Genomic DNA, 21,763 nt, shown 5'->3' with positions numbered 1-21,763 from the left:
CACATCCCCCTACAGAAAAAACCACATTTAGAGACATATTTTGCAATTTTACCCTGTTGACACAACATTAAAGACACAATACCGCACATTAGCAATAAACAATATTGAAACCTTTTTGAAACCTTTACCGTATTTTTCGTGCTAGAAACATTTTGTTACATTTAGAATTCAGAAAACGCTGACACATAACTGACCAAAACCAGCTGATAATGTGTCTCACTGGCAACCAATCCATTCACTCGCCTCGCCCAACGAACCGTCATGGTAATCTTGCTTAATTTGCCGGTTAAAACACCTGAAACATCTTCTAACTGACAATCCAACTCGTAAGGTGAATCTGCTAACTCTGCAATATGCCCACCGCAATGCGTCGCTAGCGCAAGATCGCTATATGGGATCAAGCCTACCACGCCAGACACGGATTCCGCTCTCGCCAAATAGCGCTCTAACTGACGCTCGGCGATATGCAGCGCTTCAACTTGTTGGCTGGCAAATACTGCCTTTTGTGCCAGTATCGCTTGTAGTTTAAGTAACCCCAAAGCTGCGATACTGGTCAATGCAAAACACAGCATCACTTCAATTAGGCTAAAACCCCTTTGTCTAGCCATCATTCCAAGTGCCCTCTTGCCACTGATAGCTGCCAGCTTGCAGCACAATCGCACGGCTTAATTGGGTAATGCCATTACGCTGATACACCAAGCGATAGTGACCACTTACCGGGCTTGCCATCAAAGGAAGCTCTAAATAGAGACTCTCCATACTTACATCACTCAGGCATAACGCCTGCATCGCATCAAAGTGGCTATCAGTACTGCCGATAAGCAGCTGATCCGGATTGACGCCGCTGACCTGTATATAAGCATAAATGCACTCCACCGCGCCCTCGGCAAGCCAGTGTATTCGACGTGTTTCAAGCTCATTTTGACTAATCTTGATTTGATAGAATACCGCGCGGTAACTGCCAAGCACCAACAGCAACAATGCCAACAATAAAACCGCGGTAGTCAGCAAAGAGATCGCTCCACGCTGCCACTTCATTGCCAGTTCCGCTGTTTAATATTGGTGGTCAGCGTTTGTGCGTAGCGCAAGTCGTTAGTTTGTGCCGAGACAGATAACTGCCAAAAAGCAGAAGTTGCCTTGGAACTGGCTAAGGGAAGCGCGCTTAGCGCCAAGGAGGTGACTTGTAACACTCGCTCGTCCAGCATTGAGCGGCAACTGCTGATGGTTAGCCGCGCCATCATATCGTCAGGATCGAGCACGCCTTGCTCACAAACGATCAACTTACCGTCCGAGAGGTAATAACGTACGTTACGATAATGCCGGTTATCAGCCATCTCACGATAATAAGCCAGCGCAAAGTCATCAGCTGCGGCTAACTCTACCACCACACTGCTACTGGCAAGAGTCAGCACTTCTCCTTGATAATGATTAAACCCCGCCCGGCGAAGATCATCCTCAATGGTCTGATAAGCTCGGGTCAAAGCTTGCTGTAAATAGAGTTGCTGTGATCGCGCCTGAGCGGCTTTTTGCGCCGAAAGAAATACGGAACCCATCATGCCGATCGCGATCACGCCAAGTGCGGATGCCACTAAGCACTCCACCAAACTAAAGCCTTTAGTGGCACTGCGCATAACCATATAACGCTCCATTCACTCCACATACTCGGATCCGCCCCGGAGGATTGGCGATCACCGCCTTTAGCCGCTCATTGGTATTTGTCACCGGAAAGAACTCTATTGATCCACCCGTCGGTCTACCACGCACGCCATCAAAGCTGAGATAACCAAGCCCGTAATTGTGGGTGACTGCCAGCCCTAAAAAACCTTCGCCACTAAGATAGAGAACTCGCTCTCCACCAGCGGCACTGCTATCGGTGAGTTGAATATACCAATCACCGTTGTCTTGGAGAGAGGCGGCAGAAAATGAAAAGTGTGCATAGAGCCTTTGGTTACGTAACACCGCTTCACTTTTCGCTTGGATCACAAAGCCGCTCAACTCACTGGCTAAGCGCTTCATTTTGACTCGGTTGAGCAACGCCTGATAACTGGGTTTTGCCAGCCCAAGCATCACACTGAGAAAAACCAGCGTGATGGTGAGCTCAAGCAAATTAAAGCCCCGACTCATTTCCCACAATCCTCTGCAAACATCGTGATGGGTAAATTCAATCTTGCTTCGATGCTAACAGCTCGCAAAATCAAACCCAAAGTGGATCAACAGGGACGGGAAATGAAGCAGAACAACGGCTGTATCAAGAGTAAAAAACGATTAGAAGCGATGACCTTAATCGAAGTACTCCTTACTTTGGTCATTATTGCTACGCTGACGACTATCGCTTACCCCAGCTATCAAAACCAATTGATAAAAGGGACGCGACATCTCGCGCTCAGTGATTTGAGCCGCTTACAACTCGAGTTAGAAAACCGCTATGACAATGGTTATATCAGTGCCCAAAATGCCCTCTTATCGGCTGGGGTATGTCTAATTTGCCAAACAGATAGTAATGACTACCTGATTTCGATTTCAGCCAGTGTGAATAGCTATCTTATCTCAGCGCAACCACAAGGTAAGCAGCAGCAAGATCCTTGCTTAAGCACGCCCGGTCAAAGCATCACGCTTGATCACTCCGGTTACGGCAGCCCAACGGCTTGCTGGTAACGAACGTTAAGAATTGACTGGGTAATAGACGCAAAAAAGCCTGCATAAAGCAGGCTTTCAAAATAAGGAATTAACTTGCCAACAATTAGCTAGTTAGGTCATCAAAGAATTTCTTCACGCCGTTGAAGAAACCTTCAGACTTTGGCTTGTGCTTAGTTGCCGCTTCGCCACCGCATGACTCTTCAAACTCTTTCAGAAGTTCTTTTTGACGAGCGCTTAGGTTAACTGGTGTTTCCACAACTAGCTTAACGATCAAGTCACCGATGCCGCCACCGCGAACACCTTTCACGCCTTTACCGCGCATGCGGAACATACGACCAGTTTGCGTTTCAGTTGGCACTTTTAGATTAACGCGACCATCTAGCGTTGGGACTTCGACTTCACCACCTAGTGCTGCCATCGCAAAGCTTACTGGTACTTCACAGTACAAGTTGTTGCCGTCACGCTCAAAGATGTGGTGCTCTTTCACGTGAACTTGAACATACAAGTCACCGGCTGGTGCACCCATTTCTCCCGCTTCACCTTCGCCAGATAGACGAATACGGTCGCCAGTATCAACACCAGCAGGGATCTTAACATTAAGCGTTTTGGTCTTCTGTTTACGACCTTGACCATGACATTCGTTACATGGGTCTTTAATGATCTTGCCTTTACCATGACAGGTAGGACAGGTCTGTTGTACCGCAAAGAAGCCTTGACGCATTTGCACTTGACCGTGACCGTGACAGGTGCCACAAGTGTCTGCCGACGTGCCTTTCTTCGCGCCGCTACCATTACAGCTATCACAATGTACGAGTGTTGGTACTTCAATTTCTTTTGAAACGCCACGAACCGCTTCTTCAAGCGTCAGTTCCATGTTGTAACGCAGGTCTGAACCGCGCTGCGCACGTTGACCGCCGCCACCACGACGACCGCCACCGAAGATATCACCAAATACATCACCAAAGATGTCACCGAAATCAGCGCCGCCGCCACCAAAGCCGCCACCGCCGAAGCCGCCGCCACCTTGTTCGAATGCTGCATGACCGTATTGATCATAAGCCGCTTTCTTTTGTGGATCCGTCAGGATTTCGTACGCTTCTTTTACTTCTTTAAACTTGTCAGATGCAGTTTCGTCACCCTGATTACGGTCTGGGTGGAATTTCATCGCTAGGCGTTTGTACGCCTTTTTAATATCGCGCTCAGATGCATCGCGGCTTACGCCTAATACTTCGTAAAAATCACGTTTTGACATGCTTTAGTCACCAATTTATTACTGCAAACGAGCCAGAATCAGCATCGCTTGGTGTTTTTTGTATCGTTCTAGCTAAAAGCTTTTTACTCAAAGAGCTTAGCTAGAATGACAATCCTACTTACAAACATACGGGCGTTAGAGTTACCTCTGACGCCCGCCGAAATTTTTATAAGAATGAATTTTCTAAGCTAGGAAGTTTGATTTCTAGAAGGAAGCGCGCAGCTTACAAGTGTAAGTGAGCACTTCCGACAACGAAATCACGCTGCCCTAGCGACGAAAATTATTTCTTATCGTCTTTAACTTCTTCGAACTCAGCATCTACAACGTCATCGTCTTTAGACTGAGCACCTGCGTCAGCACCTTGTGCTTGCTGAGCTTGAGCTTGCTGTTGAGCGATTTCCATTAGCTTTTGCGCTGCTGCTGCTAGAGCTTGAACTTTCGCATCGATCGCTTCTTTGTCATCGCCTTTACGCGCTGTTTCAAGTTCTGCGATTGCTGCTTCGATCTTCTCTTTCTCGTCTGCTGGAAGTGCTTCACCCGCTTCTTCCATTTGCTTACGAGTACCGTGGATCATTTGGTCTGCTTGGTTACGTGCCGTTGCTAGCTCTTCGAACTTCTTGTCCGCTTCTTTGTTAGCTTCTGCTTCTTGAACCATTTTCTCGATGTCTTCATCGCTTAGACCGCCTGAAGCTTGGATAGTGATCTTCTGCTCTTTACCAGTCTGCTTATCTTTCGCTGATACGTGTAGGATACCGTCCGCATCTAGGTCGAAAGTAACTTCGATTTGTGGCATACCACGTGGTGCTGCTTGGATGCCTTCTAGGTTGAATTGACCTAGAGACTTGTTGTAAGACGCTTGCTTACGCTCACCTTGTAGCACGTGGATAGTTACTGCGTTTTGGTTGTCTTCTGCAGTTGAGAAAACTTGGTTCGCTTTAGTTGGGATAGTTGTGTTCTTCTCAACTAGCTTAGTCATTACGCCGCCCATAGTCTCGATACCTAGAGACAGAGGAGTAACGTCTAGTAGTAGAACGTCTTTAACATCACCAGCTAGTACACCACCTTGAACTGCTGCACCCATTGCTACTGCTTCATCTGGGTTCACGTCACGGCGTGGCTCTTTACCAAAGAATTCTGTTACTTTCGCTTGAACCATTGGCATACGAGTTTGACCACCAACTAGGATAACATCAGTGATGTCGCCTACAGATAGGTCTGCGTCAGCTAGAGCAACTTTTAGTGGCTCAAGAGAACGTTGTACTAGGTCTTCAACTAGAGATTCTAGTTTCGCACGAGTCACTTTAACGTTCATGTGCTTAGGACCAGTCGCGTCAGCTGTCACGTATGGTAGGTTTACGTCAGTTTGAGAAGTAGAAGAAAGCTCGATCTTCGCTTTTTCTGCTGCTTCTTTAACACGTTGCATCGCTAGTGGATCGTTCTTAAGGTTGATACCTTGCTCTTTGTTGAACTCATCTACTAGGTAGTTGATTAGACGGTTGTCAAAGTCTTCACCACCAAGGTGAGTGTCACCGTTAGTTGCTAGAACTTCGAAAGTTTTCTCGCCTTCAACTTCATCGATTTCGATAATAGAGATATCGAATGTACCACCACCAAGGTCGTATACCGCGATAGTGCGGTCGCCGCCTGACTTGTCTAGACCGTAAGCTAGCGCTGCTGCAGTTGGTTCGTTGATGATACGTTTAACTTCTAGACCTGCGATACGGCCAGCGTCTTTAGTTGCTTGACGTTGAGCATCGTTAAAGTAAGCAGGAACTGTGATAACTGCGCCAGTTACTTCCTCACCTAGGAAGTCTTCAGCAGTTTTCTTCATTTTTTTAAGTACTTCAGCAGATACTTGAGGAGCAGCCATTTTTTGACCTTTCGCTTCTACCCATGCATCACCGTTGTCAGCCTTAACGATTTTGTAAGGCATGATTTCGATATCACGCTGAACTTCTTCGTCTTCGAAACGACGACCGATTAGACGCTTGATTGCAAATAGCGTGTTAGTTGGGTTTGTTACTGCTTGACGTTTAGCAGGTTGACCAACCAGCGTTTCACCATCTGTGTATGCAATAACTGATGCTGTTGTACGCTCGCCTTCCGCGTTTTCGATTACGCGTGGCTTGTCACCGTCTAGAACAGCAACACAAGAGTTAGTAGTACCTAAGTCAATACCAATGATTTTACCCATCAGGCTATCTCCGAATAAATTCTATTTTCGTTTTGCTATATCCCCTATGTGGGGGATAGAGAATCGGGTTTCAACCCTTGCTCACAAACAAAAGTTTTAATGTTTGCTTCTCGTATGCACCATAGATAAGGGCGCTAAACAGCATTTCAAGGGAACAAGGGAAAAAAATTAAAAAAAATGCGGGATGCGGGATGCGGGATGCGGGATGCGGGATGCGGGATGCGGGATGCGGGATGCGGGATGCGGGATGCGGGATGCGGGATGCGGGATGCGGGATGCGGGATGCGGGATGCGGGATGCGGGATGCGGGATGCGGGATGCGGGATGCGGGATATTTTGTTTTTTTGGGGACAAGCATTGTCAACTGTTGAATCAACTTCCAATCTCTCATCCTATTTTCCCACTAGATAACAATGCCCTTCGGCAAAACTAGCGTTTTCGCAAACGGGGAACATCACCATGAAATACCAGAACTTAGACGTATGGAAATTAAGCTTTGCATTGTGTAAAGAAACCTACCAGCAATTTCGATTCACCAATGACTATGCTTTTCGCGATCAAATTCGCCGGTCAGCATTATCCATTCCCAGTAATATCGCGGAAGGTGTTGAGAGGTATAGCGATAAAGAAACCGCGTATTTTTTTAACGTTGCGAAAGGTTCAACTGGAGAACTTAAAACCCAATTGATGATGGCAAAAGAGCTCAATTACATACCTCAATCAGATTGTGACTTACTTTGCGAGCAATGTGAGCGGATAAGTAAAATGTTGTTTAGCCTAATCCGCAAACATCGCAGGTTTACCGCTTAAGTCCAAAGCTTAACAACAAACATCCATTGCTCCGTAGCGCCAGCGTTCTGTAAGCGAAGCGCCCGTAAGCGAAGCGCTCCAAAAAAAACGCCCCATCCGAAGACGAGGCGTTAGATTCAATTTTAGCGCGAGCGCTGAAGCGCGTTTACTTCGCAACCATAACCATGGCAGGGCGGATCACGCGACCGTTAAGCTCGTAGCCTTTCTGCATTACGAACATAACTGTGTTTGACTCATGGTCTGGGCTCTCTTGAATCGACATCGCTTGGTGGAATTCAGGGTTGAATGCTTCACCTTCAGGGTTGATTTCTTTCAAGCCGAACTTCGCAACTGCGTCTGCGAAAGTTTTGTGCGTCAGTTCTACGCCTTCAAGTAGTGGCTTCACTACTTCGTTTTCACCGTCAGCGGCTGCAATAGCGCGCTCTAGGTTATCGATTACTGGCAGTAGCTCTTCAGCAAACTTGTTAAGCGCGTATTTACGCGCTTTATCGATTTCAGTTTCAGTACGACGACGCATGTTTTCTACTTCTGCTTTCGCACGTAGCACGCTGTCTTGCTGATCTTTGATTTTCGCTTCGCTAGAAAGTAGAGCTGCTTCTAGTTGAGCAATCTTCGCTTCTTGCTCGTCTAGCTCAGTCTCTTCGTTCCATTCGATATCAGCGTCTGTACCAACTGCTTCTACGTCAGACTCAACTGCTTTCTCTTGCTGCTGAAGCTCTTCTTCTTGGATCTTTTTCTCTTCGTTGCTCATGATATCTCCAGAATTCACGTATTTGTGCTGCCCGCGTGTCACGAATACACGCTATAAATACACAAAAATTCGCATATTTAGCTAACTTGCCATTATTATGGGGATGAAGATTATCGAATCAAGCCTAATTGTGCCGGAAAAGACATGAAAAAACCTTTTGAAGTGATCGCTATCATTGGTAAACCTCGAGATCAGCAAGCAATTCAAACCCATAGAGAGCTGTTTGATTGGTTAACCGCTGAGGGTTACAGCGTATACATTGACGACCGCTTAAGCGACATTCTTAGTGACATCCCACAAGAGCATTTTGCGAGCCTTATCCAACTTGGCAAAATTGCCGATTTGGCAATTGTTGTGGGTGGTGATGGCAACATGCTGGGTGCAGCGCGTGTACTGTCACGATTCGATATCTCCGTCATTGGCGTCAACCGCGGAAATCTTGGCTTTTTGACCGATCTTAACCCTGAAGATTTCCAGACCGCACTTAAAGCGGTGTTGGATGGCGAATTTATTGAAGAAGAACGCTTCTTGCTTGAAGCGGAAATTCATCGTCATAAGCAGATCAAAAGCCACAATGCCGCGTTAAACGAAGCGGTGCTCCACCCAGGGCAAGTGGCACACATGATTGAATTTGAAGTGTATATCGATGACAGCTTCGCCTTCTCCCAACGCTCTGATGGTTTGATCATTTCAACGCCAACTGGTTCAACCGCTTATTCCCTCTCTGGTGGCGGTCCGATTCTATCCCCAAGCTTAAACGCTATTTCGCTGGTGCCGATGTTCCCACATACCCTATCAAGCCGCCCACTGGTGGTTGATAGCAAACGCCGCATCAAGCTCGTAGTATCTCCGGACAACCGTGGCACGCAAGAAGTTAGCTGTGACGGACAAGTTTCACTACCTGTATCCCCAGGTGATGAGATCCACATTTACCAAAGCCCAAATGTGCTAAAGCTGATCCACCCGAAAGATTACAGCTACTACCATGTACTGCGTAACAAGCTGGGTTGGTCGAGTAAGCTGTTTTAGAGGCGAGAGTTGAGAAGCGAGAACGCGAATCATGATTCGCTTCGGGAATACGGAACGTAAAGCTCGCGCTTTACTTACGGACAAGAGCGAAGCTTTGGGCTTCGCTTTTTTGATTTATATATCCGAATACAAATCCTTCCATGAAGGATTCACTTTTTCGATCAAATTGTTCTTCCATGCACGCTTCCAGTTTTTTATTTGCTTTTCACGAGCTATAGCATCTCTTATATCACTAAAAAGTTCGAAATATACCAATCTGTTAATTCGATAGCGCTTGGTAAACCCTTCACAAACACCGCTCTTATGCTGCCATACTCGCGCTTTTAAATTTGTCGTTACCCCAACGTATATTGCTCGTCTTGTATGATTAGATAGGATGTAAACCGCTGGTTGTTTCATCGATATATTAATGGCATAGAGTTTAAGACTTAATTTGCCACAGCAAACTAATACAGTCGCATTGAAATAGTATGAAGCCCGAGGAATTCTTTCACACTTCAGCGTTGTCATTCCCGAGAGGGAAGAACGACCGAGTTGGGAATCTCTATTTTAAACGAAAAAACAAGATTCCCTGCTCGCGCTGCGCGCTCCATTGAATGACAAAAGTAAAAGTTAGTCAGTCCCGAGAGGGAGGAACGACCGAGTTGAGAATCTCGCTTTTAAACGACAAAAACAGGATTCCCTGCTCGCGCTTGCGCGCTCCATGGAATGACAAAAGTAAAAGTTAGTCATTCCCGAGAGAGAGGAACGACCGAGTTGGGAATCTCGCTTTTAAACGAAAAATACTAGATTCCCTGCTCGTGCTTGCGCGCTCCATGGAATGACAAAAATAAAAGTTAGTCATTCCCGAGAGGGAGGAACGACCGAGTTGGGAATCTCGCTTTTAAACGAAAAATACTAGATTCCCTGCTCGCGCTTGCGCGCTCCATGGAATGACAAAAGTAAAAGTTAGTCATTCCCGAGAGGGAGGAACGACCGAGTTGGGAATCTCGCTTTTAAACGACAAAAATAAGCTCCCCTGCTCACGCTTACATGCTCCATGGAATAACATCAACAAAGCAACGATTAACGTTCGCCCAATACTTCAAAGTCATCGCTGGCTAAGCGGGCTTTACCATCGGCTTCTAGTTGCCACACTTCTTTGTGCACAACACCAAAAGCTTGGTTCATAGTCCACTTGGCGGACAGAATAAACGCATCGTCACCATGAGGTTGCCACTCTACTTCGGTGTAATCGACGTCTTTAAAACCTTTATCCATGATGTCTTGCCAAAAAGCTTGGATCGCTTCACGCCCAGTAAACTCGCCAAATGGTCGAGCGTGCATAGTGCAACTTTCCTGATACTGCGCCGCGCAGCCTTCGGCATCTTGTTGATTAAATGCTGTTTGCCACGCTTTAATGCCTTGTTTGCACGCCTCTAACACTGCGTTTTGCTCGGTAGTATTCACTGTCATATCCATTTCTCATTAATAATTTTGATACCCCAAGTGTAGGTAGATTGATTACAATGAAATACAAAGACAATAGAAAACACTGTTTAGAAAAAGAGAACAATAATGACTAGACTGAGACAAATGTCGATCTTCGCTCATATCGTCGAACAAGGTTCCGTTTCTGCTGCGGCGGATAAACTCGAACTTTCCAAATCAGTCGTCAGTCAGCACCTCAAAACCCTTGAACATGAACTCGGTGTAACGTTATTAAAGCGAACAACGCGCCGCCAAACCTTGACTGAACTGGGTGAACAGTTCTACCTGAGTTGTAAAAACATCAACACCATTGCTGATCAAGCGTGGGACACCACTCGCCAGCACCAAGCGGAACCAGCAGGAAGAATCCGCATTACCGCACCACACGCTCTGATGGATACGCTCGTCGCTCCGGTGATCGCAGAGCTTATCAAACAGTACCCGAAACTGCGCCCAGAGCTAATCAATGACGATCAGCGACTCGACTTCATGCAGCATGACATCGACCTTGCTATTCGCGTCGGTAACTCCCCCGACAGCACACTCAAACAAAAGCGTATCGGGCAATTTCGCGACGTTTTATGTGGCAATAAGGCTATGGTCGGAAAACCGCTAGAAACTTTGCCCTATATCGCTAACTCATGGCAGGGGCAACAGTACATACACCAATTTCAAGCCACTTCAGGCGATGTACCACCATTTTCGAGCAACGCAACCTGCATGACAAACTCATTCCATAGCTGCCTTGCACTAATCTGTGCCGGAGCCGGCATTGGCCTAATCCCTGACTTCTATCTTGCGCGTACATCGACAGAGATCGTCAATCTTACGCCACAATGGACACTGCCGACCAACACGGTCTTCGCCCTCACCGCTTTCAACACGCATCCACCGATTGCGGTGCAAAAAAGCATAGAAATGTTAGCAAAACGTTTAGCAAACTAAATTGCGCCAATCACACCGCTGTATAAATTTTGTCATATAGAGCAAACACTTAGAAATTGCCCTTTGCTTATTTCCTCAGCAAAACAGCCAAGAAATAAGCAACACATGTAAGCTAACTTTGATTTTCCTCCACTTTCCTCACAATTTTTTGGTTACCTGTATTTACTGTATAAAGAAACAGTATATACTGAATCTATATACAGTATTGTTCATTTAAACAGGTAATAAAAATGCTGGCTCATCTAAGTGTTAATAATTTCGCTATTGTTAAATCTTTGCAGCTAGAACTTTCTAAAGGCATGACCACCATTACAGGTGAAACGGGCGCAGGTAAATCCATTGCGATCGATGCACTCGGGTTGTGTTTAGGCGGGCGCGCTGAAGCTTCAATGGTACGTCAAGGTGAAGAAAAAACCGAAGTGAGTGCGGCTTTTTCACTGGAGAACAACCTCCACGCCACCCGCTGGTTAGAAGATAATGAACTGTTAGATAGCAATGACTGCATCTTGCGCCGCACCATCACCAAAGACGGTCGCTCACGCGCCTTTATTAACGGTAGCCCTGTTCCCCTTTCTCAACTTAAATCTTTAGGGCAACTGCTGATTAATATCCACGGTCAACACGCGCATCATCAGTTGATGAGAAGTGAATACCAACTGGCGATGCTCGATCAATACGCCGGACACCTAAACTTGCTGAAAAGTACCCGCAACGCCTACCAAACATGGCGTCAAGCGGATAACAACCTAAAACAGCTACGCGAAAATAGCGCACAAAACCAAGCGCAGAAACAGCTGTTGGAATACCAAATCAAAGAACTTAATGAACTTTCACTTGGTGAGGAAGAGTATGAAGAACTCGAACAAGAACACAAACGCTTGTCCAATAGCGGAGAACTTGCCTCAACTTGCCAACAAGCCATCGAGCTTATTTATGAAGGTGAAGAGGTTAATGCGCTTGGTATTTTGCAATCAGCCAGTCACACCTTAATTCAGCTTGCTGAACTGGATGAAAAACTAGCGGAACTGCCAAATATGCTGGCAGAAGCGATCATCCAGGTAGAAGAAGCCAACAGTGAACTGCGTAACTACCTGGATAACATCGATGTTGATCCTGCTCGCATGGCATTTGTTGAAGAGCGTTTCTCAAAAGTGATGTCGATGTCACGTAAACACCATGTGTTGCCAGAAGAGCTTTACCAGCACCATCAAGACTTGCTCGCGCAAATCGAACAGCTTGATTGTTCGGATGAAAAGCTTGAAGAGCTCGCTCAAGACGTCGAAACCAAATACCAAACATTTTTGGCAAGCGCGGAAAAACTGCATAAATCACGTTGCCGCTACGCAAAAGAACTCAATAAACTGATCACCGAAAGTATGCATGAGCTTAGCATGGAAAAAGCGCAGTTTAGTATCGAGGTGAGTAACCAAGGTACGCATCCATCGCCACTAGGTTTAGACAGCGTATGTTTTGTGGTCTCAACCAACCCAGGTCAACCAATGCAGCCAATTGCCAAAGTTGCCTCTGGTGGTGAGCTTTCACGTATCTCACTGGCGATCCAAGTGATCACCGCGCAGAAAGTCGATACCCCTAGCCTGATCTTCGATGAGGTGGACGTGGGTATCAGTGGTCCAACAGCGGCTGTCGTCGGTAAAATGCTGCGTAAGCTTGGCGAGTCAACCCAAGTGCTGTGTGTAACGCATCTACCACAAGTGGCAGGGTGTGGACATCAGCAGCTATTTGTTGCTAAGCAGACCAAAGGTGGCAAAACCGAAACACAGATGAATCAATTGGCAGAAGAACAACGCGTCGCAGAACTTGCTCGCCTACTTGGCGGTAGCCAAATCACAGAATCTACGCTTGCCAACGCACGTGAACTGCTGATTGCGGCGTAATCGTGCTGTTTTGTCAGATTTGTGTCGTGACTTTGCAACCTAATTCAAAAATCATGGTCTGAAATAATTCAAAACAAGATGAGCTTTTTACATTAGAGCCAAGCTTGTTTATTATCAGCCCAGATTAACAAATGGATAGTTACAAGAATTTGAGTATGCAATTTAAAAAGTGGCTTATCGCACTACCACTCGCTATGACAATGCTGACGGGTTGTTCACTGTTGGAAAAGTTGGTTTATCGTATTGATATCAACCAAGGTAACTACATCGAGCAAAAAGCGGTAGACAAGTTGAAGTTTGGTATGAGCAAGGAGCAAGTACGCTTTGTTATGGGCTCACCAATGTTGGTAGAAAATGGATACCCAAATACTTGGTATTACATCTACTCCCATACTGAAGGTCATAATCCATCAATTCAACGTGACTTAATCGTAAGCTTTGATGACCAAGGTCGCTTGGTTGAAGTTACTGGTGATTACCCAATCAGTGAATCTTTCTACGAAAGTATTAACTAATTCACTGAATTGAAAACATTAAAAAGGCTCGCAACTGCGAGCCTTTGTTTTATCTAAACCAAATACGTTTAATCTTTCTTACGCAGAGCATTAGGTTTGCCGCCAGTTACCGGATCAGCAGAACCCGCCGCTTTAGCTTGCTCAGCACGTTTACGGCGAATCTCTTTTGGATCCGCCAGCAGCGGGCGATAAATTTCAATACGATCGCCATCACGCACTGTCGCGTCTAAACGCACATTACGGCTGTATACGCCGACTTTGTTCTCTTTCAGGTCAATCTCTGGGTAAAGCTCAAGTACACCCGATTGTGCGATGATCTCTTCAACCGTCATCGCCTTATTTACCACCAGAGTAAACACACGTTGTTCGTGTGGCAGTGCGTACACTACCTCCACATGAATCATATCCGACTCAATACTCATAACACTCGTACACCTGTTTCGCGCGCTTGGTAAAAGCGTTCACCATGTTACCGGTCAGCTCATTAAAAATTTTGCCGAAAGCGATTTCAATCATCTTACTGGAAAACTCAAATTCCAGTTTTAGCTCAACTTTACACGCTTGTTCATCAAGAGCAGTAAAGAACCAGCCACCTTTAAGGGTTTTAAATGGACCATCCACTAGGTTCATCAAAATTGCCTCGCCTGCCACAAGCTCATTAGAGGTTGTGAAGGTTTTGCTGATCCCTGCTTTAGAGACATCTACCGAAGCAACCATACCAGACGCGCTCGCTTCAAGGACGCGCGAACCGGAACAACCAGGCAAGAACTCTGGGTAACTGGCTACATCATTAACTAGATCAAACATCTGCTCGGCACTAAATGACACCAATGCAGAACGAGTGACTTGCTTCATATATTCTCCTAATTCAGAACAATCTAAGCGTTAAGCTCAGTGCAATTTTACTTTTATTTGCCTTGAGCGCAAATAAAGGGATTTGCTAACCCATCAGTGCACCGTATAATGTCGCCATTATGGCAAAGAAAAATTCAAAACAAAAAGCGGGTAGCAATACTATCGCGCTTAACAAGAAAGCTCGCCACGAATACTTCATTGACGATGAAATAGAAGCTGGCTTGGAGCTACAAGGCTGGGAAGTGAAAGCCCTACGCCAAGGCAAAGCCAATATCGCAGAAAGCTATGTGTTTATGCGTGACGGAGAAGCCTTTATCAGCGGCATGACGATCACTCCTCTTAATCAAGCATCGACCCACGTTGTCGCAAACCCGACACGCGTGCGTAAACTACTAATGAGCCGTCGCGAACTCGACAACTTGTTTGGTCGAATTAACCGCGAAGGTATGACACTAGCTGCGCTATCACTATACTGGTCTCGCTCATGGGTGAAGATTAAGATTGGTGTAGCGAAAGGTAAGAAACTGCACGATAAACGTACTGATCTTAAAGAAAAAGATTGGGCTCGTGAAAAAGCACGCGTAATGAAGAGCGGATTGCGCTAATCTTGACCACTTAAGAGGTAGAGTACTAGACAGGCTTGGCTTTTCTGGTACTATGCTTCCAACACTTGGGGCTGATTTAGGATTCGACGGGAATTCAGAAGTCTGAGGTGCATGCCGAGGTGCGGTAGGCCTCGTTAACAAACCGCAAAAAAATAGTCGCAAACGACGAAAACTACGCACTAGCAGCTTAATAACCTGCTCAGAGCTCTCTCGCCCTAGCTTCCGCACGTAAGACGGGGACCAACGAGGGATCAAACCCAAACGCGCTAGTCCGGATTCTCCCGCCTGAGAGATGAACGACGAATTATAATTCAGGATAGCCATCAGCTAGCGTGTCGGTTCGCAGGTCGGTGGTGAAATTAAAGATCGACTAAGCATGTAGTACCAATGATGAAAGGTTTTCGGACGCGGGTTCAACTCCCGCCAGCTCCACCAAACGTTTGGAAAGGGCCAACTCGAAAGAGTTGGCCCTTTTTGTATTGGTCGTAATTTCAAGTAGATAACGACTAACTAGTCCATATCCATCTCCAACCCTATACAGGGTTTACCTCCTACCCTAATCCCTTAGTAACACGTTTGGTAACACGCCTTAAAGAAATACACTCGTGTTACCAATACATCTACCGGTGCTCCATCCCCCTCCAATCTCAGCTATTTTTTGTTTAAACGAACAGAAATTTAGAATCTGTGGCAAAATCAGCTTTGATTAGTAATCTCTGCGATTACACGATTTTAAACGCTCAGAGGAAACTCACATGACTGTGGTATGTGAAACAGAAAAACTGATTGTTCGTCATTTTGGGTTGAGCGACGCCGAATTTATTGTGCGTTTACTGAATCAAGATTCGTTTATTCGCTACATCGCGGATAAGAATGTGCGCACGGAAGAAGACGCAATCAATTACCTAAAACAAGGTCCGATGGCGAGCTACACCAAGTATGGCTTTGGTCTTAGCTTGGTGGTACTCAAGCAGTGCCAGACGCCAATTGGTATGTGTGGCGTGCTAAAAAGAGATGAGTTGGAACACCCTGATTTGGGCTATGCGTTTTTAGATCAGTTTGCAGGCAAAGGCTATGCCAGTGAAGCGGCTAAACAAGTATTGGCGAGCACGATGAGCGCGTGTCAATTGGATACCGTGCTTGCGGTTACCCTGCCAGATAATTTGAGATCGAATAAACTGCTTAAAGCGGTTGGGTTCGAGTTCAACCAAACCATGGAACTCTACGGCATGCTCAATAATTTGTACCAATACCACGCTTAAATTACGCATCCTATCACCTGCCAAGCCGCTCAGAAGCAATACTTGGCAGGTTATCTCGCTAACCCTAAATCAGATACCTCGGGTTTGCTCGCAACCACTCAATGACCGCTTGGTTGAACTTCACCAACTTTGAAGGGGTGATCCTACGCTGGGCGTAAATCAAACTTAGCTTATGGGATTTCACCGACCACTCTGGCAGCACCTCAACCAACTCGCCTCGATTGATCATACTCTCTGCATGCATAAACGGCACGCAAGCAAGCCCCATCCCTTGCTGCGCTAAAGACAAAATCGCTGTATAGGTATTGGCGCGAAGATTACCAATCACTTGCTTGAATAGCGTTTCATCCTCCCGCACCAATTGCAGATGATTCCAGCGCTCGTTTTGGCTATTGAGAACAAATCGCTGCTGTTCGAGATTGTCTATCGTAACTGGCGCGACAGAATCTAAATAGACTGGCGCCGCTACCAATACGTTGCGCATATAGCCGAGCTCTTTTGCCACAACATCATCTGGCAGCGCGTCAAAGGCGCGAATCGCCACATCACACTCGCCTAGCTCAATACGTTTTTTCCCGGGACCGAAATCGCAAATTACCTCGACTTTGGGGTTTTGTTGGCAATAGTTGGGGATCACGCTTTGACATAAGGAGCGACCAAATTCTAATGGTGCGGTAATACGGAGCTCGCCGCTGATCTCTTGCGCCATATCTCGCACGCGCATTTCTGCTTCGGTTGCTAATAGCTGGATCTGTTGCGCGCGGGTCAGTAAATCACGCCCTGACTCCGTCAAACTAATCGAGCGCGTGGAGCGATGGAACAGCTTACTGTTTAGTGAGCTTTCTAATCGCTGAATATGGCGCGACACCAAACCTTTGGAAACATCCAGTTCCTCTGCGGCCTTGGTAAAGCTGCCCTCTTGCGCCACGGTCAAAAAAGTTTGTAGATAGGTGAGATTCATGATTAACACCATTTAGTAAACAGTGCGCTCATTTTGTGTGGTTTTTCCGCAACACTCAAGGAAATAAGATACAAAACGTAAACACAACGGAGAGAAATTATGAAAATTTTAGTTATTGGCGCAGCAGGTACTATCGGTTCAGAAATCACTAAAGCTCTTACCCACAACCACCAAGTGATCACCGCAGGGAAAAACAGTGGTAATGTGCAAATCGATATTGCGGATGCGAATTCGATCCAAGCGGCGTTAGATAAAGTTGGCAAAGTGGATGGCATCATTTGTGCCGCTGGTGATGTGGCTTTCAATACCTTTGAACAAATTAGCCGTGAAGAGTGGGACGTCGGTATTAATAGCCGCCTGATGGGACAAGTTAACCTCAGCCAAATTGCACTTAACCACTTAAATGACAAAGGTAGCATTACCTTAACCAGTGGCATCATCGCCGATTACCCAATTGCTTATGGCGTTAGCGCAGCGACACTTAACGGAGCCCTTGAGCATTTCGTTACCGCAGTATCCCACGAACTGCCACGTGGTATTCGCATTAATGCCGTTAGCCCAACCGTGGTCACTGAATCGCTGTCTATTTATGGTGACTATTTCCCAGGCTTTCATTCTATGGATGCCAAAGACGTGGCGCAGTTTTACCTTCGCAGTGCTCTAGGCGTCGAGAATGGTAAAACCTTTAAAGCCTTTGCTGGAAACTAACCACATCGTAGACACTTACGATAGAGCATCAATGCCAGTCACAGACTGGCATTGCTATTTATTGGGGTGACCTCTTTGCCCCCATGTCCTCTACTGAGTAACTTGTGCTCCCTACTGAGCGACTTGGCTTAGTTGACGATGCGAGGCTTTGCTCTGCCACTTAGAAAATGCCAATGCGGCAATAAACAGCGCAGATTGAATTAAGATAATGCATGAACTGGTGGCACCATCAATGTGGTAACTCACCACTACCCCAGCGAAAGTGCTAAGCAGCGAAACAATACACGCGGTAAACATCATCCAACCAAACTGCTTGGTCAGCATCATGGCAATGATCCCCGGCCCTATCAGCATCGCTACAACCATGATCACACCAACAATCTGAATTGAAGCTACAATCGCCAGTGCCATCAACGTGAGTAAGCCATAATGCAGCAGTTTTACGTTTAACCCTGCGACTTTAGCGTGGCTTTTATCAAAGCAATACAGCATAAAATCTTTGTATTTTACCGTCAGCACTAAAGTCACGATGACTGAAGTGATGATGATCTGCCACATATCAGCGCTCGATACACCGAGCATGTTGCCAAACAAAATATGAGTTAGGTGATGCTCGGTTTCAATTTTGGCAAACAGTACGATGCCAAGAGCAAAGAGCGCCGAGAACACAATTCCCATCACCGTGTCTTCCTTAATACGACTATTATCTTTGACATAACCAGTTAGCAAGGCACAACTGAGCCCTGAAACAAACGCGCCGACACTCAATGGCAGAGCCAGCACGTAGGCGAGAATCACCCCCGGCAATACCGCGTGAGAAACCGCATCGCCCATCAGTGCCCAGCCTTTGAGAACTAAATAGCAAGAGAGTACCGCGCATACAACCGCAACCGCCGCACCAGCGAACAGTGCGTTTTGCATAAAGCTAAAGCTCAGTGGCTCAATAAAATATTCAAACATCACGCTCTCTCCATTGCTTGGTTTGCGCACCTGTCAACTGAATGGAATAGCGCGTCTTGAGCAAGCCATATTTAGGCGCAAATAGAAACGCGACAATAAACAGCGCGGCTTGAGTAAGAACAATCAAGCCGCCGGTTACGCCATCAAGGTAGTAGCTCAAATAAGTACCAAATAGTGCTGAGACCACACCGATAACCGTTGCAAGGGTTAACATCACCCCAAACCGATCGGTTAATAGGTAAGCGGTCGCGCCTGGAATGATCACCAAAGCAATCACCAATACCGCACCCACCAGCTGCAACGAGGCGACAGTGCAAGCGCTGAGCAAAGCGAAAAACAGTACTTTGAGTTTACCGGCTGATAGTCCAACTGAAGCGGCTTGGTTTTCATCAAAAAACAGCAGCATTAGGTCTTTCCAGATGAACAGCAAAATGGTTAACGAGACACAACCAATGATCAGCATCTGTTGTAAGTCGCGACTATCAACAGCGAGGATGTTGCCGAAGATAATGGTTTGTACATCCACTGAGGTCGGGTTAAGCGAAATCATCAACATGCCAGCGGCAAAGAAGGTGGTAAAAACAAAACCTATGATGGCGTCTTCACGCAGTGAAGAGAGAGATTTAATAAAAAAAATACTGCCCGCAGCTAGAAAGCCAGAAAAGAATGCGCCAACTGAAAATGGTAAGCCGAGTGCATACGCCCCTGCGACACCGGGCACCACGGCATGCGACAAGGCATCGCCCATCAAAGACCAACCTTTAAGCACTAAAAAAGCGGATAAAAATGCGCAGACGCCCCCCACCAGCGCGGCGGCGATCAGCGCATTGGTCATATACTGGTAGCCAAACGGCTCAATCAATGCCTCAAACATGCTGCGAACTCCCCGCGCCTTTGTCGCTCACAATTACCGCCTCTGATTTAGATTTTCCATAGAACACAGCCGGTTTATCGTGATCGGAGATGATCAACATATTGCGCTCGTCATCGTCTTTGTGCAGCGTTTTACCTGCAATATCGACTTGTTTTAGCACCCCACCAAAGGTGGCATGTAAGTTATCTTGATTAAAGGTAGTCTCGATTGGACCTGCGGCAATAATGGTGCGATTAATAAACAACACTTGATTACAGTAATCAGGCACGCTGCCTAAGTTATGCGTCGAAACGAGAATCAAATGCCCTTGTTCTTGTAGCTCTTTGAGCAATGCCATGATCACGTTCTCGGTATTGAAATCCACGCCGGTAAAAGGTTCATCAAGCAGGATTATTTTGCTTTTTTGCGCGAGAGCGCGAGCAAGAAAGACGCGCTTTTTCTGCCCGCCAGACAGTTCACCAATTTGGCGACTGGCAAGATGAGCGATACCCATTTTCTCCATCGCTTCATCGACAGCATGATGGTCTGCTTTGCTTGGAATGCGTAAAAATCCCATGTAGCCATAGCGGCCTTGCATCACCACATCACGGGTGAGTATCGGAAAATTCCAATCGATATCTTCGGTTTGAGGCACATACGCCACCAAGTTTTGTTTCAGCGCTTGTTTGACGTTTAAGCCAGCCAATTGAATCGAGCCGGAAGTCAGGTCAACTAACCCCATAATGCCTTTAAACAGCGTCGATTTACCGCCGCCATTGATTCCAACTAGGGCACAAATCGTGCCCTGTTCGAGTGAGAACGAAACATCATTAATCGCACTGTGTCCATTGCTGTACACCACACCTACGCCATTTGCGACAATACTGACTCCACGACTCATAATTCAAACCCTTTCGCGATGGTCTCTGTTGTGACTCGAAGTAAATCAAGGTAAGTCGGTACGGCACCATCAGCGGTCGTCAGTGAATCAACGTATAACACGCCTCCATAATTTGCATTGGTCTCTTTCGCGACTTGCTTAGCTGGTTTTGGCGAAATGGTGCTTTCACTAAATACCACCGGTATTTGGTTTTCACGCACTTGATCAATCAAAGCTTTTACTTGCTGAGGGGTGCCTTGCTGATCAGCATTCATCGGCCATAAAAATGCCTCTTTAAAGCCGTAATCATGTGCTAGGTAACTAAATGCCCCTTCACTGGTCACAAGCCACTTACTGTCCGCGGCGATATCAGAAAATGCCGCGCGATTTTTAGCATCCAGAGCCAGAATTTGCGATTTGTACTGTTTTGCATTAGCACGATAGACATCGGCGTTATCCGGATCGTACTTCACTAATGCATCACGAATGTTGTCGACATAAATTAGCGCGTTGGAGGCAGACATCCACGCGTGTGGATTGGGTTTGCCAGTGTATGGACCGGAGTAAATAGAAATCGGTTCGATACCTTCCGTTACGATCACAGAAGGGACGTCTTTAACGTTTTGGAAAAACTTCTCAAACCACAACTCAAGGTTCATGCCGTTCCATACCACCAAATCCGCTTTTTGCGCTTTGACGATATCTTTCGGGGTGGGTTGATAACCGTGGATCTCCGCACCCGGTTTAGTAATAGAGACGACTTCGGCAGCCTCACCCGCCACATTTTGTGCGATATCTTGAATCACAGTAAAAGTAGTCACTACCTTAAACTTCGCTAGTGCAGGAAGGCTAAAGCTGCATAATGCGATGGCGGTTAAAAGCGAAGCTCTAAAATTTATTTTCATTTCATTCCCTGTGATAAAAGTATCGATGATTACTTGATGATAATGGTTATCATTTACAAGTAAAGCGATATTTTACTTTGTTTTGTGACTTCTTTACTTAGCATCATCTCGAGATCAATCTTCTCTCTCCATGCATTTCCTCTCACCTACTGATAACATGCTGATTAAAAAGCGCGAATAAAATCAAATCGCCCTTGCCAAATGGCAGCTACAATTTCAAAAACCATTGAGAGTTAACTTTCTGAGTATGGTTCAGACCCTCAAAGACAATAAAAA

General features: G+C 46.2%; 26 protein-coding genes and 1 other RNA gene. 10 read left to right on the top strand and 17 right to left on the bottom strand.

Features of this window, described 5'->3' with window-relative positions; translation table 11 throughout:
* Positions 1-161: 161 nt before the first annotated feature.
* Genes GZN30_RS02025 through GZN30_RS02010 form a run of 4 tightly spaced genes read right to left on the bottom strand, consistent with a single transcriptional unit; the run spans position 162 to position 2,124 of the window.
* Positions 162-608: a type IV pilus modification PilV family protein gene (locus tag GZN30_RS02025; protein WP_232060441.1), complete on the bottom strand. Its 447-nt coding sequence runs from the start codon at positions 606-608 to the stop codon at positions 162-164.
* Positions 601-1,038 carry a hypothetical protein gene (locus GZN30_RS02020; protein ID WP_075651739.1) on the bottom strand — a complete coding sequence of 146 codons (438 nt, stop codon included), beginning with the start codon at positions 1,036-1,038 and terminating at the stop codon, positions 601-603. The genes GZN30_RS02025 and GZN30_RS02020 overlap by 8 nt, the downstream gene beginning before the upstream one ends.
* Complete coding sequence (locus GZN30_RS02015; protein WP_232060439.1) at positions 1,035-1,637, bottom strand: PilW family protein; 603 nt, start codon at positions 1,635-1,637, stop codon at positions 1,035-1,037. Before GZN30_RS02015 ends, GZN30_RS02020 begins: the two co-directional genes overlap by 4 nt.
* Positions 1,615-2,124, bottom strand: coding sequence for a GspH/FimT family pseudopilin (locus GZN30_RS02010; protein WP_075651735.1), 510 nt, complete (start codon positions 2,122-2,124; stop codon positions 1,615-1,617). The genes GZN30_RS02015 and GZN30_RS02010 overlap by 23 nt, the downstream gene beginning before the upstream one ends.
* A gap of 102 nt (positions 2,125-2,226) precedes the next feature.
* On the opposite strand from GZN30_RS02010, the gene GZN30_RS02005 reads away from it, so the two are divergent.
* Positions 2,227-2,655 carry a type IV pilin protein gene (locus GZN30_RS02005; protein WP_075651733.1) on the top strand — a complete coding sequence of 143 codons (429 nt, stop codon included), beginning with the start codon at positions 2,227-2,229 and terminating at the stop codon, positions 2,653-2,655.
* An 85-nt stretch (positions 2,656-2,740) separates the two neighbouring features.
* Here the strand turns inward: GZN30_RS02005 and dnaJ are convergent, their stop codons facing one another.
* The 3 genes from dnaJ to GZN30_RS01990 all read right to left on the bottom strand — a co-directional run bounded on the left by dnaJ (position 2,741) and on the right by GZN30_RS01990 (position 6,474).
* Entirely contained in the window at positions 2,741-3,889 is a 1,149-nt protein-coding gene (gene dnaJ, locus GZN30_RS02000; RefSeq protein WP_123782797.1) for a molecular chaperone DnaJ, read from the bottom strand.
* Between the two features lie 280 nt (positions 3,890-4,169).
* Positions 4,170-6,083: a molecular chaperone DnaK gene (gene dnaK, locus GZN30_RS01995; protein ID WP_075651729.1), complete on the bottom strand. Its 1,914-nt coding sequence runs from the start codon at positions 6,081-6,083 to the stop codon at positions 4,170-4,172.
* Between the two features lie 70 nt (positions 6,084-6,153).
* Entirely contained in the window at positions 6,154-6,474 is a 321-nt protein-coding gene (locus tag GZN30_RS01990; RefSeq protein WP_161987022.1) for a hypothetical protein, read from the bottom strand.
* 68 nt (positions 6,475-6,542) lie between these two features.
* Here GZN30_RS01990 and GZN30_RS01985 point away from each other — a divergent pair, with 68 nt between their 5' ends.
* A complete protein-coding gene (locus GZN30_RS01985; protein ID WP_075652290.1) occupies positions 6,543-6,893 on the top strand; it encodes a four helix bundle protein in 351 nt (116 codons plus the stop codon).
* A 145-nt stretch (positions 6,894-7,038) separates the two neighbouring features.
* Here GZN30_RS01985 and grpE read toward each other — a convergent pair whose 3' ends face one another.
* Positions 7,039-7,644, bottom strand: a complete 606-nt coding sequence (grpE, locus tag GZN30_RS01980) for a nucleotide exchange factor GrpE (protein ID WP_075652289.1) — start codon at positions 7,642-7,644, stop codon at positions 7,039-7,041.
* A 144-nt stretch (positions 7,645-7,788) separates the two neighbouring features.
* On the opposite strand from grpE, the gene nadK reads away from it, so the two are divergent.
* The gene (gene nadK / locus GZN30_RS01975; RefSeq protein ID WP_075652288.1) at positions 7,789-8,673 is read left to right on the top strand and encodes an NAD(+) kinase; all 885 of its coding nucleotides are present in this window, start codon (positions 7,789-7,791) and stop codon (positions 8,671-8,673) included.
* Positions 8,674-8,787: 114 nt separating this feature from the next.
* Here the strand turns inward: nadK and GZN30_RS01970 are convergent, their stop codons facing one another.
* Complete coding sequence (locus GZN30_RS01970) at positions 8,788-9,072, bottom strand: GIY-YIG nuclease family protein (RefSeq protein ID WP_075652291.1); 285 nt, start codon at positions 9,070-9,072, stop codon at positions 8,788-8,790.
* Positions 9,073-9,738: 666 nt separating this feature from the next.
* On the bottom strand, positions 9,739-10,128 hold the full coding sequence (locus tag GZN30_RS01965) for a YybH family protein (protein WP_075652287.1): 390 nt from the start codon (positions 10,126-10,128) through the stop codon (positions 9,739-9,741).
* 102 nt (positions 10,129-10,230) lie between these two features.
* On the opposite strand from GZN30_RS01965, the gene GZN30_RS01960 reads away from it, so the two are divergent.
* The 3 genes from GZN30_RS01960 to bamE all read left to right on the top strand — a co-directional run bounded on the left by GZN30_RS01960 (position 10,231) and on the right by bamE (position 13,498).
* A complete protein-coding gene (locus tag GZN30_RS01960; protein WP_075652286.1) occupies positions 10,231-11,088 on the top strand; it encodes a LysR family transcriptional regulator in 858 nt (285 codons plus the stop codon).
* A 230-nt stretch (positions 11,089-11,318) separates the two neighbouring features.
* Positions 11,319-12,983: a DNA repair protein RecN gene (recN, locus tag GZN30_RS01955; RefSeq protein ID WP_075652285.1), complete on the top strand. Its 1,665-nt coding sequence runs from the start codon at positions 11,319-11,321 to the stop codon at positions 12,981-12,983.
* 155 nt (positions 12,984-13,138) lie between these two features.
* A complete protein-coding gene (gene bamE, locus GZN30_RS01950; protein ID WP_075652284.1) occupies positions 13,139-13,498 on the top strand; it encodes an outer membrane protein assembly factor BamE in 360 nt (119 codons plus the stop codon).
* Between the two features lie 68 nt (positions 13,499-13,566).
* On the opposite strand, the gene GZN30_RS01945 is transcribed toward bamE, so the two are convergent.
* Together GZN30_RS01945 and GZN30_RS01940 are read right to left on the bottom strand one after the other, a co-directional pair.
* On the bottom strand, positions 13,567-13,920 hold the full coding sequence (locus tag GZN30_RS01945) for an RnfH family protein (RefSeq protein WP_075652283.1): 354 nt from the start codon (positions 13,918-13,920) through the stop codon (positions 13,567-13,569).
* Positions 13,910-14,353, bottom strand: a complete 444-nt coding sequence (locus GZN30_RS01940) for an SRPBCC family protein (protein WP_075652282.1) — start codon at positions 14,351-14,353, stop codon at positions 13,910-13,912. Before GZN30_RS01940 ends, GZN30_RS01945 begins: the two co-directional genes overlap by 11 nt.
* 119 nt (positions 14,354-14,472) lie before the next feature.
* On the opposite strand from GZN30_RS01940, the gene smpB reads away from it, so the two are divergent.
* The 3 genes from smpB (at position 14,473) to GZN30_RS01925 (ending at position 16,220) form a co-directional block, all read left to right on the top strand.
* Positions 14,473-14,958: an SsrA-binding protein SmpB gene (gene smpB, locus GZN30_RS01935; protein WP_075652281.1), complete on the top strand. Its 486-nt coding sequence runs from the start codon at positions 14,473-14,475 to the stop codon at positions 14,956-14,958.
* A gap of 67 nt (positions 14,959-15,025) precedes the next feature.
* Positions 15,026-15,393, top strand: a transfer-messenger RNA (tmRNA) gene (gene ssrA, locus GZN30_RS01930).
* A gap of 320 nt (positions 15,394-15,713) precedes the next feature.
* Positions 15,714-16,220, top strand: a complete 507-nt coding sequence (locus tag GZN30_RS01925) for a GNAT family N-acetyltransferase (RefSeq protein WP_075652280.1) — start codon at positions 15,714-15,716, stop codon at positions 16,218-16,220.
* Between the two features lie 64 nt (positions 16,221-16,284).
* Here the strand turns inward: GZN30_RS01925 and GZN30_RS01920 are convergent, their stop codons facing one another.
* On the bottom strand, positions 16,285-17,181 hold the full coding sequence (locus tag GZN30_RS01920) for a LysR family transcriptional regulator (protein WP_075652279.1): 897 nt from the start codon (positions 17,179-17,181) through the stop codon (positions 16,285-16,287).
* 99 nt (positions 17,182-17,280) lie between these two features.
* Between GZN30_RS01920 and GZN30_RS01915 the strand changes: the two genes are divergently transcribed.
* Positions 17,281-17,889, top strand: a complete 609-nt coding sequence (locus tag GZN30_RS01915) for a short chain dehydrogenase (RefSeq protein ID WP_075652278.1) — start codon at positions 17,281-17,283, stop codon at positions 17,887-17,889.
* Between the two features lie 111 nt (positions 17,890-18,000).
* On the opposite strand, the gene GZN30_RS01910 is transcribed toward GZN30_RS01915, so the two are convergent.
* The 4 genes from GZN30_RS01910 to GZN30_RS01895 are packed head-to-tail and all read right to left on the bottom strand — an operon-like array spanning position 18,001 to position 21,487.
* A complete protein-coding gene (locus GZN30_RS01910; RefSeq protein ID WP_075652277.1) occupies positions 18,001-18,849 on the bottom strand; it encodes a metal ABC transporter permease in 849 nt (282 codons plus the stop codon).
* Positions 18,842-19,723 (bottom strand): metal ABC transporter permease, encoded by an 882-nt coding sequence (locus GZN30_RS01905; protein ID WP_075652276.1) that lies wholly within the window; start codon positions 19,721-19,723, stop codon positions 18,842-18,844. The genes GZN30_RS01910 and GZN30_RS01905 overlap by 8 nt, the downstream gene beginning before the upstream one ends.
* On the bottom strand, positions 19,716-20,603 hold the full coding sequence (locus GZN30_RS01900; RefSeq protein WP_075652275.1) for a metal ABC transporter ATP-binding protein: 888 nt from the start codon (positions 20,601-20,603) through the stop codon (positions 19,716-19,718). Before GZN30_RS01900 ends, GZN30_RS01905 begins: the two co-directional genes overlap by 8 nt.
* Positions 20,600-21,487, bottom strand: a complete 888-nt coding sequence (locus GZN30_RS01895; RefSeq protein ID WP_075652274.1) for a metal ABC transporter substrate-binding protein — start codon at positions 21,485-21,487, stop codon at positions 20,600-20,602. The genes GZN30_RS01900 and GZN30_RS01895 overlap by 4 nt, the downstream gene beginning before the upstream one ends.
* Positions 21,488-21,763: the final 276 nt, after the last annotated feature.

The sequence above is a fragment of the Vibrio ponticus genome, assembly GCF_009938225.1.
In the GTDB taxonomy this organism is placed as follows: domain Bacteria; phylum Pseudomonadota; class Gammaproteobacteria; order Enterobacterales; family Vibrionaceae; genus Vibrio; species Vibrio ponticus.
This window is presented reverse-complemented; position numbering and strand designations above follow the sequence as displayed.